General features: G+C 59.8%; 8 protein-coding genes. All 8 read left to right on the top strand.

The window, feature by feature from the left end; genetic code table 11:
* Positions 1 to 34: 34 nt before the first annotated feature.
* Genes A0U92_RS00555 through tssM form a run of 8 tightly spaced genes read left to right on the top strand, consistent with a single transcriptional unit; the run spans position 35 to position 13,305 of the window.
* The gene (locus A0U92_RS00555) at positions 35 to 1,228 is read left to right on the top strand and encodes a peptidoglycan-binding protein (RefSeq protein ID WP_187668814.1); all 1,194 of its coding nucleotides are present in this window, start codon (positions 35 to 37) and stop codon (positions 1,226 to 1,228) included.
* Between the two features lies 1 nt (position 1,229).
* A complete protein-coding gene (locus A0U92_RS00560; protein ID WP_077811531.1) occupies positions 1,230 to 2,105 on the top strand; it encodes a c-type heme family protein in 876 nt (291 codons plus the stop codon).
* A gap of 5 nt (positions 2,106 to 2,110) precedes the next feature.
* On the top strand, positions 2,111 to 3,679 hold the full coding sequence (locus A0U92_RS00565; protein ID WP_077811532.1) for a serine/threonine-protein kinase: 1,569 nt from the start codon (positions 2,111 to 2,113) through the stop codon (positions 3,677 to 3,679).
* 14 nt (positions 3,680 to 3,693) lie between these two features.
* Entirely contained in the window at positions 3,694 to 5,496 is a 1,803-nt protein-coding gene (locus A0U92_RS00570; RefSeq protein ID WP_077811533.1) for a type VI secretion system Vgr family protein, read from the top strand.
* A 22-nt stretch (positions 5,497 to 5,518) separates the two neighbouring features.
* Positions 5,519 to 7,057 (top strand): type VI secretion system-associated FHA domain protein TagH, encoded by a 1,539-nt coding sequence (tagH, locus tag A0U92_RS00575; RefSeq protein ID WP_187668815.1) that lies wholly within the window; start codon positions 5,519 to 5,521, stop codon positions 7,055 to 7,057.
* On the top strand, positions 7,054 to 8,382 hold the full coding sequence (gene tssK / locus A0U92_RS00580) for a type VI secretion system baseplate subunit TssK (protein WP_077811535.1): 1,329 nt from the start codon (positions 7,054 to 7,056) through the stop codon (positions 8,380 to 8,382). Before tagH ends, tssK begins: the two co-directional genes overlap by 4 nt.
* A gap of 10 nt (positions 8,383 to 8,392) precedes the next feature.
* Positions 8,393 to 9,772, top strand: a complete 1,380-nt coding sequence (gene icmH / locus A0U92_RS00585; protein WP_077811536.1) for a type IVB secretion system protein IcmH/DotU — start codon at positions 8,393 to 8,395, stop codon at positions 9,770 to 9,772.
* A gap of 5 nt (positions 9,773 to 9,777) precedes the next feature.
* Entirely contained in the window at positions 9,778 to 13,305 is a 3,528-nt protein-coding gene (gene tssM / locus A0U92_RS00590) for a type VI secretion system membrane subunit TssM (protein WP_236748391.1), read from the top strand.
* Positions 13,306 to 13,325 lie beyond the last annotated feature (20 nt).

Genomic DNA, 13,325 nt, shown 5'->3' on the forward strand with positions numbered 1-13,325 from the left:
TGCTGTGGGGTTTGGCTGGATGAGAGGAGCAATCGTGTCCCCGGACTTCGGTATTCGCCGTATTGGCATCGCTGCTGCCGTGCTGGCTGTTATGGTGTCTGTGCCCCACAGACAGGTGCTGGCACAGGCACAGGCACAGGCGTTGACTCCTCCGCCAGCCTTTCTGTTGATCGGGGATGGCCGTTCCTCTGATGCCGGCGGACAGCTTGCCGCCTGCTCTGAAAACACACATCGGCTGGCCCAGCAGCTCAAGCAGCAGGGCTTGAGTGTATTTGAGGTGCTGAATCCGACCAGTGTGGATCTGCGGGTGGCGCTGATGTCATTTGCCCGCCATCTGGACGGGAAACGTCCGGTGATCTCGTATTGCGGTTATGCGGCTGTTCAGGATGGCAGGATTTTTGTGTCCGGTGACGGCTCTGCTAATGGGCAGGAAAGCAATCTGCTGAGTCAGGCAGTCCCGGCGGTCTCCCTGCTGCGTGTTCTGGATGGACAGGATGGCTTTGTTTTCCTTGAGCTGCATCCTCAGGCAGATCAGCGGCAGGCTCTGTCTCAGATGGCGCCGCTTCTGAAAAGCCGGATGCAGGGGGCTGGAACCCTGTCCGTGACGCTGGCTGAAATGGCCTCAGCCGACCCTGTTCTGGATGGGCTGGTTTCCGTCATGCAACCCGGCTGGCAATGGGCGAATGTGGCGACGTTTGCTCATGGTGTTGCGCCCAGGCCAGTGTTTGTTCCGGTTCAGCCGCAATCTCCATTGTCTCCGCCACCGCCTGCTCCACAGACAGCGCCGGCGCAGTCGATGACCGTGCCCTCAGCACCAGAGCAGGACTCTGCAAAAGCTGAAGCGCCTGCAAGGATTGTTCCGGTTCCAGACACTCCTGCGCCATCAGATGCGAGTAAATCTCAACCCACATCCACCACTCCTGATTCTGGCAAGGAGACGGCAAAGACGCCCCCTGTGGCGGTGCAGAAACCCGTGGATCGGCTTAAGGCGGCTGCGGCGCAGAAACTGGTGTTGCAGCGGGCAAAAGCACAGGCCGCGCAGGCGAAAGCCATGCGGACTGTTCAGGTCGGTCTTCTTGCACGCGGCGTTTATCTAGGTTCCGTCAACGGTATGCGGACGAACGAAACCGTCAACGCCATCCGAAAATTTCAGAAATCGCGGAATGAACCTGCGACCGGTCAGCTGACATCCGATCAGCTCTCGGCTCTGACCGGTGCGGGAAACTGACATGACATTCAGACTCAAGCTTAACCTTGTCCTCGTTGGAGGATATCTTCTCGCTCTGGTGATCCTCTTTCCGGTTCTGCGCAGTGCGTTGTCGGAGACAGCTTCTGACGCGGCGCAGGCACAGGCGGCCATGTTGAGCGCAGTCAGTCTGGCGACGGAACATTACACCAGTGAGGAAGTCTCCCCGCAGCTTCTGCTGGGAACGACGGTGCAGTTCCCCCCTCAGGGCGTGCCTTTTTATGCGGCAGGCCGCCTGGGCATATTGCTGCATAAAAAGAATCCGGGACTGGATATCCGTGTTACCGCCCTGAACCCGACCAATCCGGCTGATGCGCCGACCGCGGCGGAAAAAGATCTGATCGACCGTCTGCGAAGTGCTTCGGCGCCATCATCGCTGACGTCCGCAGGAGAAGATGAGAACGGTCAGCCGGTTCTTCGACTGGCGACACCGATACGTGTGACGGATTCCGGGTGTCTCTCCTGTCACTCCGATCCGGGCGTCGCTCCGAAAACGATGATTGACGCCTATGGCAGCCAGCATGGTTTCGGATGGAAACCCGATGAGATCGTGGGCGCCACGATTGTCACCATTTCTTCCGGTCATCTGACATCCGCCGCGACGGGACGCGCCATGCACATCCTGTTATGGATGACGGTGCTGGCCGCAGCTCTTCTCTTACTGACCAATGTGATCCTGGAATATACGCTGCTGCGTCCACTGCGAGAGATGAGCACGATTGCCGGGCGTGTCAGCCGCGGGGATCTGACCCAGCCGGAACTGTCGGTGCCGGAGGGCAGTGATCTGTCTCCGCTGGCGGCGTCCTTTACAAGGATGCGTCGTAGTCTCGAAAGTTCCTTCAGGATGCTGGATGAATAATCATCGTGGGTGATCTTCCAGCATATGAGGGGCGTTTTCATATTGAATCGCTTCTCGGGCGCGGGGCGATGGGGGTGGTCTACAAGGCCTGGGACCCCGCCATCAATCGTTATGTCGCGATCAAGAAGGTCAATCAGAGCCTTCTGGAAGATCAGGAGCGGGCGGCCTACCTTGCCCGCTTCCGCAATGAGGCGCGCCTGTGCGGGCTGTGTGATCATCCCAATATCGTCACACTTCATGACGTCGCCGGCGGTGAGGATGATCCCTGCATCATTCTTCAGTATGTGGATGGTCTGGGGCTGAACAAGGCTCTGCCTCGCGGCGAAAAACTCCCCGTCAGCGAGGTCATCCCGATCGCGCTACAGGTCCTCGCGGCTCTGGATTACGCACATGGGCTGGGCATCGTCCACCGTGACGTAAAGCCTGCGAATATTATCCTGACCTATCAGGGGCGTTTGAAAATCACGGATTTCGGCGTGTCCTATCGCGCCGTAATGTCGGAACCGGATCAGGCGCTTCTGATCGGGACACCGAACTACATGTCGCCGGAGCAGTGTTCCGGGCGTCCCGTGGATGCGCGGAGCGATCTCTTTTCTCTGGGTAGCATTCTTTATGAACTGCTCAGTGGCCAGAAGGCGTTTGAGGGGCGTGAATACACTGACACGGTATTCCGAATTCTCAATACTGATCCGGAATCGCTTGGAACATTGCGTCCGGACATTCCTGAGGCGCTGGTGCGGACCATCGAGCGTATTCTGGCGAAAAACCCTGATGAACGGTTCTCGGATGCGGCGGAGTTTGCTTTTGCCCTCCGTCGCGCCGTTCCCGGATTTGATCTGACCTCACCTCTTCCGGTGCCGCATCTTCCTCAGCAGCACGCTTCCCAGTCGCCTGCTGAACAGCCTGCCGGGCAGAGTGCTCCTGTCGTCGTGTCCGTTCCTCAGGACGAAGAGGATGACAGAACGATCATTGTGATGGCTGACGAGGAAATGGGGCTGCCTGTGCATCCGTCGATCAGTCAGGACTGGCTGGCGGAGGTCGATGCCTATCTGCAGGAACTGTACGGACCTTTGGGGCGGATGGAACTGAGGCGTGCCTGTGAAGAGGCTGTGACGAAAAAGGAGCTTCTGGCCGCTGTTGTTCAGGATTCTGTCGTCAGGGAGCAGGTTTTTACCCGGTTCCTGACGATCGATGATGCAGCGGAGGTCGATGAAGAGACGCATGGCGCGCAAAAACACCCCGAGCCGGTGGCGGAAGCGGTTCCTGTGGCGTCTCCCGTAACGTCCGCTTCCAAAGAGAAAAAGGTGGAGAACGTCGCGACCATCCCCACGCCGCCGCCCGTAGAGGGAAAGGAAGAACCGGCTTCCCGCAGTCTGACAGACGCGGATATCGCCGCAGTGGGCACGGTTCTGACCGATGTGCTGGGACCGGTGGCGCAACCGCTTATCCGTCGCGCGTCCCTGCGGGCAAGGGATTTTGCCGGCTTCGTCTCATTGTGTGAGACCTTTATCCATCATCAGGGTGATCTGGAGCGCTTCCGCCGTGCTCTGGCCGCTTCTTTTCGTCTTTCCTGATCCAACGGATTCTTATGGCTGCTGTCGCACCCCTGCTTTTTACCAGCTCTCCTTTCGGAGATGACACGCTGCCGGATCAGTCCGGCACGCTGCACGCCACGGCCCTGAATGCGCAGGAAATGCTCAGTCAGCCGTTTCAGGTGTCGCTGACGGTTGTCTCCACGGTTGGCCAGATGGAGCCGAATGAACTTCTGTACAAGCCGTTCTGCGCGATTATCAATAAATTACCGGCGGAGAACCGGTATTTCAACGGTATTGTCCGGCGTGTGACGCCGGCGAACAATCTGCAGAGAGACCGGTGGGAATATCAGATCGAGATTGTTCCGCGGCTCTGGTTCCTGTCCCAGCGATCTGACTGCCGGATTTTCCAGAAGAAGTCAGTGGATCAGATCCTGCAGGTTCTGTTTCAGGAAGAAGGCGTGGAGGCTTATGATTTCCGGATTTATGGCGACAGGCCTGTCCGGGAATACACCACGCAGTTCAATGAGACGGACCTCGACTTCATGCATCGGCTTCTGCAGGAAGAAGGCTGGTTCTATTTCTTTGAACATACCAAGACAGAGCATCGTCTGATCGTCACGGACCGTAATGAGTCCTTCAGGCCGCTTCCGTCTCCTTTGCACCGGATTGTTCACAGAGGGAACAATATCGACATTATCGATCAGTGGACCGGCGGGGCGTCCACCGCGCATGGCGAGGTCCATTTTACGGACTATGATCCGTCCAATCCCACCGTGCCGGTCCGGGCGCAGCAGTCGACCAGTTCAAAGACCGGAGGGGCTACGACCCGTCGTGTCTATCGCTGGCCTGCGCTGACGAAAGACGAGGCGACCGCCGAACAGCGTGCCAAACATTTCATGGAACATTCCGAGGTGACGTCCTCGATGTGCCGTGGGCATGGCTATGATCCGCAGTTCATGCCCGGCCGCCGGTTCACGGTGGAGAAAGACCCGCTGACGGGAGAAGAGACGGTGGAGTATGCCCTCCAGTCTGTTTTCCACAGCGCGGTGGATGAGACATGGGCCGGCCAGTCGTCAGGTTCCTTTTACGACTGCAGCTTTACGTGCTTCAGGCAGACTGTGCCGTGGAGAGAACCTTTCCATAACATCCGTCCGCAGATGGGCGGGATCTATTCCGGCGTTGTGGTCGGCGGGAAGGGACAGCAGATTCATGCCGATGCGCTTGGGCGCATCAAGGTCCGCATCGTGTTCGATCACCGCAAGGACACCAGCGCCGGGTTTGCGACCTGGGTGCGGGTGATCCAGCCCTGGGCCGGAGACAGCTGGGGCTGGCAGCATCTGCCGCGTGTGGGAACGGAAGTCGCCGTGGCTTTCATGAATGGCGATCCGGACGAGCCTGTGGTGCTGGGTGGTCTGTATAACCAGAGCATGCAGCCGGTCTTCGCCGTGCCGGGAGAGCAGACGAAAAGCGGTTTCCGCAGTCGGTCTGTCCATGGCGGAGCGTCCGAGTTCTCGGAATTTTCGGTGGATGACAGCAAGGGGCAGGAGAAAATCTATCTCCGCTCCCAGAAAGATCTGCATACGGTTGTGCTGAACAACCAGCAGACCGAAGTGGGTCTGGACAGTGCGGCCACAGTTCATCGTAACGTCAGCCTGAAGACGGAGACCGGATCTGTTACGGTGGAGGCCGAGACCGGCGCCATTACAATGGAAGCGAAAACCGAAATACTGTTCAGGGTCGGCAGTAACACAATCCGGCTGGCCCAGGACGGGATCACGATCAACGGATCAAGGATCGAAAGCACGGCCGATGGCGATATGACCCTCAGGGGTGCAAAGATCAGTCTGAATGACTGAAGGCCGGGGGCAGGGAATTCTCATGACGACACTTACACTGAAAGTCATCACCACGCCGGGTGGCGCCCGGGGCGAAAACCGGACGGTGACAGGACGCAAGTTTACAATCGGACGGGACCCGGCCTGCGACCTGTGCCTGTCCGACGCCAGCCGGGTTCTGTCGAAGAAGCACTGTTCCATCGAGCGGCATGGAGATCGCTGGGATCTGGTGGACACCAGTACGAACGGAACCTTCATCAATCAGGATACGACTCCCCTGCGCAAGGCGTCCCGCGAACTTCGGAACAGGGATTCCATCGAGATCGGCGGCTACCGGTTTGAGGTGCTGATCGGGGATGACGAACCGCTGTCTCCGTCAGCGGCCCCTGTTTCCCGTAACCTGCCTTCTTCCAGATATGAGGACGACCGTTCCATCGGGTCCGCGTTTTTGTCTCCGGAACCGGAAGGTTCTGACGGCGTGGCCGATATGGGCGAAGTCGATCCCTTCCTGTCGCAGGATGTGTCGATCAACGTCCTTCCCAAAGCGGACGATACTCCGGTCATGCATGATCCGGGACTGCTGCACATGCCCTGTGTGCCTCCCAGGGTTGTTTCGGAGCAGATCGGTGATGACTGGGATCAGGATCCGGAACTCGGGGCAGGACATGAAGAGCCGTTGGCTCCCCTGTCTGGTCCTGCGGAAACGGGTCATTCATCGCTGCACGATAATCCGTTTGCGGGAGAGGAGGATCTGTCAGACCTCCTGCCAGAAGAAAACGGGCACAGCGTGGCGGCTCCACGGGTGGACATGACGTCGCGGCATGACAGCGAAGAGGATCTGATCGCGTCCCTTTCGCATGAACCGGCAAGCCCCGGGCTTCCGCCACAGCCTGAGGTTCAGCCTGTGCCTCATCAGAACGATGAGAGGAATGGGTCTCAAGAGGCGGCAGACGATCTTCTGGGGGCGTTTCTGTATGGCGCCGGACTGAAGGGAGGTGATCTGCGCGACTTCACCTCCGACACGATGGAAGAGCTTGGCAGAACATTCCGGGCGATGATCCACGGGCTGCGGCAGATCATGATTGCCCGGGCGACCATCAAGGGCGAGTTCCGCATAGAACAGACCATGATTCAGGCTTCCGGCAATAACCCGCTGAAATTCTCGGCCAATGATGATGATGCGCTTCTGGCGCTCATCGGGATCGGACGGAACAGCGGGATGCTGCCGTCCGATGCCATTGGTGAGGCGCTCAACGACATGCGGACGCATGAGTTTGCCGTGCTGAGAGCCATGCAGGACGCCATCGGCGCTCTGCTGGCGCGGGTGGATCCGGCACGTTTCCGCGAGGATGCGGGCAGCCGTTTCCTCGATTTCTGTCCGGACAACAATAATGGCCGCGCCTTCAGGCAGTATGAGGAGCATCACCGGCGAACCGTGGCGGCCCTGAGTGATGATTTCGACAGTGCGTTCGGAAAGGCTTTTGCCAGATCTTATGAAAAGGCGATCATGAAGGCCGACGACGCCCTGCAGAAATCGGATATGCGCGGACGGAAGTCTGCGTATGACGGAGAGCGCTCGTGAGCTGGACCAGCCGTGTCGCCTGGCAGGAAGGCATGTTCCTGCGCGCCCAGCATTTTCAGCAGCAGGACCGCTGGGCTGAAGAACAGATCCGTCAGACACTTCAGTACATGCGCCCCTATGGCTGGGGATTTGTGCAGATCCAGATCAATCAGGATCTGCTGGCGTCGGGACGTTTTGCCCTGAGCCACGCCTCCGGTCTGTTTGAGGACGGCACATCTTTCAGCATGCCAGGGCAGACCGATCTGCCGATGCCGCTTGAGATTCCGGAACAGGCCCGTGACATGCTGGTGCATCTGGTTATTCCGATCCGTCAGCCCGGCGCCATGGAAATGATCGTCGCCGGACGGGAGGACGGGCGATACCGCGTTTCACCGTTCGAGGCGTTTGATACGCAGTCCGGTTCGCCGCAACCGGCCGAGATCGATGTCGGTCGGCTGAATGTGAGCCTGCGGCTGGACAGCAGCGACCGGGAGGGATTTTTCTGCCTGCCTGTCGCCCGGATCAGGGAGGTTTTCCCCAGCCGGCAGGTGGTGCTCGATCCTCTCTGGATTCCACCCGTCCTGACCTGTTACGCAGCCCCGGTCCTGTCCACGCTGGTCGTGGAACTGGCAGGGATACTGAACCAGCGCGGCAACGCGATCGCGGCCCGTCTGACAACACCGGGCACCAAGGGGAGCGCCGAGGTCTCGGACTTCATCCTGCTTCAGGCGCTCAATGGCTGGCAGGCGCTGCTGTCGCATCATGCGGACGCCGGAAACCTGCATCCGGAGGATTTCTATCGTTTGCTGCTGACGATTGCCGGAGAACTGTCCACCTTCACCTCGCCGGACAAGCGGCCATCGCGCTATCCCACTTATCGGCACAATGACCTGCAGGCCAGTTTTGCGCCGGTCGTGGCGGATATCCGCCGCTCCCTCGCCGCAGTCTATGAACAGACCGCCGTGATGATCGAACTGCAGCTGCGGCGTCATCAGATCCGCGTCGGCACGATTGCGGACCGTTCCCTGCTGGCAAAAGCGGTTTTCGTTCTGGCGGTCTCGGCGGAAATGCCGACGGAAGAACTGCGGCGTCTGTTCCCGCAGACGGTCAAGATCGGGGCGGTGGAACATATCCGGGAACTGGTCAATGTGGCGCTGCCGGGTATTGGTCTCCGTCCTCTGCCCGTGGCGCCGCGACAGATGCCGTTTTACGCAGGCGCGTCCTATTTCGAGCTGGATCGCAACTCGACGCACTGGCAGCAGCTGCAGAATTCAGGTGGCATTGCTCTCCATGTATCAGGCGACTTCCCGGCCCTGAAGCTGGAACTCTGGGCGATCCGGGCATAAGGCGGCAGGTATGAACGATAACCCGTTTGTTGAACCGGACGATAATGAGCAGACCATTATACGCCCGCTGCCGGGAGGCCGCCCCCTGCCGTCCCGCGATGGCGCGGAGGATTTTTCTGGCCGGGAAAGGCAGGCCGAGCCCGCGGCGTCCTCAGCTGCGCCCGGTGCGCGGTTCGAGGATATACAGCACACCTCACAGTTTCTGATCGTCGCCGCTGCTGCCGGTTGCCTGAGTTTTCTGGGGCGTATCCACAATACCTACACGCCACCTGATCCGGGACAACTGCGGGAACATGCGATTGCCGCCCTGAAGCAGTTCGAGCGGACCCTGCGTGATGGCGGTGTGTCTCTGGAAGAAATCCGGCCCGCGCATTACGCGCTGTGCGCCAGCATGGACGATGTTGTTCAGGCCATGCCGTGGGGCAATCACGGTAGCTGGTCCAATGCGTCCCTGGTCTCGACCTTTCATCAGGAAGTGCAGGCCGGAGAGCGATTCTTTGATCTCCTGACAAGGGTTTCCAGAAATCCTGGCCGCCTTCTGGGTGTGCTGGAACTGATGTATCTGTGCCTCTGTCTGGGGATGCAGGGCCGGTACCGGCTGTCGCCGCGTGGACCGGCGGAGCTGGACAGGATCCGGGAAGAGACTTTCATCCTGATCATGCGCAACCGTCCGGCCATGGAGCGTGAGCTTTCACCACATTGGCAGGGGGTGAGTGCGCCTTACAGACCGCAGCGCTTCGTGATGCCGGTCTGGCTGGCCGCCCTGATCGGCGCGGGCATTCTGGGGATCGGTTATATGTGGGTGACGCTGGGAGTGGCCCGTCTTTCCGACAACCTGTTCGCCTCGGCCCTGTCCATTCCACCGGGTCAGCAGCCGCAGATCGCGCGCGTTGCGCCCGTTGAGGCCGTTGAATCGACAGCGCCCCCGACAGGCGACCGCGTGCGTCTGAAGACATTCCTGAAGCCCGAAATTGATGAAGGACTGGTGGAAGTGGAAGGCACGGATGCTGTCCCGATCGTGCGGATCAAGGGGGACGGCATGTTCGGCTCCGGCACAGACGAACTTGCGCCTGCCACGCTGCCCACGCTGCGCCGGATCGGGGCTGCCGTGGCGACGGAGAAAGGCTGGTCGGAGGTGATTGGATATACTGACAGCCGCCCGATCCATACCATGCGCTATCCGTCCAATCTCGATCTTTCCCGCGCACGCGCGGAAGCGGCCGCCACAGTAATCCGGGAGACCAGCGGCCCGGATATGGTTCTGCGCGTACAGGGCGCCGGTGAGGCGAACCCGATCGCCTCCAATGACACACCTGCCGGACAACAGAAAAACCGTCGGATCGAGGTCGTTCTGCATCGTCAGCTTTCAGACAATGGGACTCAGCCGTGAACGGGATGCCGTCGATCCTCTCTCTTCTGACCGGACGCTGGAGCATCGGGCTTCTGGCGACTTTCATTATCGGGCTTCTGATCTGGTATCTTGGCGATCTGGTGCCCGGACTGCGTACGCCGCTTGACAAGGAAATCGGCATTGTTGCGGTGTTCATCATCGCGATGGGGATCAATGCGGGCCTGACCCTGTATCGTCGTCGTCGCGACACAAGGCTGATGAGCGGTGTGGCGGGAGAAGGAGGGCAGTCCGATGACTCCGCCGCTTCCGTTCAGGCCGAGGCGGAAGACGAAGTGCGTCTTCTGCGCGAGCGTCTGCAGAATTCTCTGGGACTTCTGAAAAAGGCCAGAAAGAACAGGGGCTATCTGTATGAACAGCCCTGGTTCGTTCTGATCGGGCCGCCGGGTAGCGGCAAGACGACATTGCTGTCCCAGTCAGGCTTGCAGTTTCCGCTGGCCCAGCCGGATGGAACGGGGGGGCTGACGCCCGGTTCCGTGGCCGGTATTGGTGGAACCCGTCTGTGTGACTGGTGGTTTGCGGACGAAGCGGTTCTGATCGACACGGCTGGCCGCTTCACGACGCAGGATTCCAACGAGACCGTTGATCGCACAGGCTGGCTCGGTTTTCTTGATCTTTTGAGGAAAACACGCGCCAGGCAGCCGCTCAACGGTGTGATCGTGATGATCTCGCTGGCCGATGTGGTGACCGTGTCCCAGACGGAACGTCTGTCGCATGCGCGTATGATCAGGGACCGCATCCGGGAGATCACCGAACGGCTGGGCGTGAGCATTCCGGTCTATGCGGTCTTCACAAAGGCTGACCGTATCGCAGGATTTACGGAGTTCTTTGACGATCTCGATCGTGACTATCGTCGTCAGGTCTGGGGTATGACCTTTCCTGTTTCGGGCGACATCAAAGGGTTCGAGAATGAATTCCGTCTGCTCGTCACCCGCCTCAATGACCGTCTGTATGAGCGTCTCCAGCAGGAACGGATTCCGTCCCGGCGTGCTGCGATTGCTTCCTTTCCTATCCAGATCGAGACACTGACCGAGGCGCTCGATGAATTTCTGAAGGCGGCCTTCGGAAGCACGCGTCTGGACCCCGCTCCTTTTATCCGTGGCGTTTACTTTACGTCCAGCGCTCAGGAAGGGACGCCCGTTGACCGGCTGAGCAGCATGCTGGCGCGCAGCTTCGGCATTGATCAGCGGCGGATGCCGGCGCTTCGTGCCGTGAGCGGACGGCCTTATTTCGTGGAGCGTCTGATCCGGGAAGTCATTCTCGGAGAGGCGCGGCTTGTGGCGGTTTCTCCCGCAAAAATGCGCCGTCAGCGGATTGTCCGTTACAGCAGCTTCGCGGCGATCGGTCTCTTTACCGTTGCGGGTTGTCTGTTGCTCTGGCAGCGGAATATGCAAAACCGGAACGCGATTGCCAGCAATGAACAGGCGATCGGCTTCTATCGCAGCAAGCTTGAGCACCTGCAGCTTGATCCTGTGGCCGACGACAATCTGCCGTCCATTCTGCCTGCGCTGAATGCTGCGCGGGAGTTGCCGGACACACGGACGCTGGCGCGCAATCATGATTTCTGGCCGGATCTGGCGATCAGTCAGGATACCAATCTCGCGACTACAAACCGTCTGATCTATCAGGCGGCCCTGCAGCGCCTGCTGCTGCCGCGTCTGCTGTGGCGTCTGGAAAACCAGATTCAGGAGCATTTCAGTCAGCCTGCGTTTCTTTATGAAGCGACACGTATCTATCTGATGCTCGGCAATCAGGGGCCGCTTGAGCCAAAAATGGTCCGGGACTGGATGCTGCTGGACTGGGAAAGCCGCTATCCGGGGCCTGCGATGAAACAGGCGCGGGATCAGCTGCTTCAGCATCTGGATGCGCTGCTGGCCATTCCGCTGCCCGACATGCAGATCAATGGCGGCATGGTGCGTCAGACCCGTGCGGAGTTCAGTCGCGTCACGCCGGCGGAGCGGGTGTACGGACGGATCAGGGCGAGCGCTGTCTCCGTTCCTGACTGGTCTCCCGAGCAGGTGCTGGGGCATGGGCAGAAGGAATTCACCCGTCTGTCCGGTCGTCCGATGTCTGACACGATCCCGGGCTTCTATACCAGCGCCGGCTTTCGTCAGGTGCTTCTGCCGTCCCTGTCTTCCGCCGCGCAGGATGTGGCGAATGAAAGCTGGGTTCTGGGCAATACCGATCAGAGCATGAACGGCACGACGCCCGCCCGACTGGAAGAAGGTGTGATCGCCCTTTATACGGCCGATTACATCCGGCACTGGGATGAGATGCTCAGTGACCTGGCTCTCGTGCCGTTCGCGGGGCATTCCGATCTGGTGCAGAGGCTGTATGTGCTGTCCTCACCGCAGTCTCCGATGCGTGATTTCCTTGTGAGCATCACGCATGAGCTGACGCCGACAGCGGACGCCCAGGCAGAGCAGAACGGTGATGACAAGACCAGACCTGATCCGGAAAAAGCACGTCTGGCCGGCTTGTTCGCGCAGAATGGCAAAAGCGGTCAGACTGCTCCCGCACCCGGTTCAGCCATCGATATGCATTATGCGCCTCTGGTCATCTTCACCGGCCGTTCCGGGCAGGCTCCGCCGATCAATGGGGTGATGCAGATCCTCAATCAGTTCGAGGGCGCAATCGCCCAGTTGCCGAATGCGGATAATCCAACCCAGATTCTGGAATCGACACAAAATCCGGTTCAGGCGCTTGAGGCCGAAGCGGGCCGGCAGCCTCAGCCTGTGGCCCGCTGGCTGTCCCAGATTGCGACAGCCGGAGCGAGCACCATGGCGGGTGATGCCCACCGTGCCGCGACGGCGGCCTATACGGATGGACAAGGGCCGGGTCAGCTGTGTCATGACGTCGTTGACGGGCACTATCCGTTCGACCCTTCCTCCGAGGAGGATGCGCCATTTGACCAGTTCGTCCGGCTGTTTGCGCCGGCAGGGGCGCTGGACAGCTACTTTACGACGCAGCTTGCCGCGTATGTGGATACGAAAGGTCCGGTCTGGAAAGCACACCCGATCGGGAATACGGCCCCACCGGTGTCCGGTGCAGCCCTTCTGCAGTTCCAGCAGGCCGCCAGAATTCGCACCCTGCTTTTCCCAGGCAACATGGCCATTCCGGCAGTCCATCTGCGGATCACGCCAGTCGCGGCGGACAGCCAGTCGACTGCCGTGAACCTGAAATTCGGTTCGATGATGGCGGCGTGGAAAGCGGGTGCAAACGGCGCGCTCGGGCAGGCTCTGGGCGCCTCAATCACCTGGCCGGGGGATAATATGTCCAATATCACCCTTGATTTTGTGCCGGAAGCGGCGTTCCCACGCCGGATGCAGGGACCATGGGCTTTCTTTCATCTGCTCGACAGTGGCGTTCTGACCCCGACGGGTAAGCCGGACGAACTGACTGCGACATTCCGGTCCGGAGATCGGGAAGTGACCTATGCTCTGGAAACATCGACACCTGAGCAGGTTCTGGACCGGAGCCTGTTTGTGCATTTCCATTGTCCGGCTCTCAGGTGAGTGAAGAGACAGCGCAGGGA

Source organism: Acetobacter aceti (genome assembly GCF_002005445.1).
Taxonomy (GTDB): domain Bacteria; phylum Pseudomonadota; class Alphaproteobacteria; order Acetobacterales; family Acetobacteraceae; genus Acetobacter; species Acetobacter aceti_B.

Excerpts from the sequence above, each read along its gene's own strand:
- A0U92_RS00560 (WP_077811531.1), top strand. The coding sequence starts at position 1,230 with ATGACATTCAGACTCAAGCTTAACCTTGTCCTCGTTGGAGGATATCTT.
- tssM (WP_236748391.1), top strand. The coding sequence starts at position 9,778 with ATGCCGTCGATCCTCTCTCTTCTGACCGGACGCTGGAGCATCGGGCTT.
- tagH (WP_187668815.1), top strand. The coding sequence starts at position 5,519 with ATGACGACACTTACACTGAAAGTCATCACCACGCCGGGTGGCGCCCGG.
- A0U92_RS00570 (WP_077811533.1), top strand. The coding sequence starts at position 3,694 with ATGGCTGCTGTCGCACCCCTGCTTTTTACCAGCTCTCCTTTCGGAGAT.
- icmH (WP_077811536.1), top strand. The coding sequence starts at position 8,393 with ATGAACGATAACCCGTTTGTTGAACCGGACGATAATGAGCAGACCATT.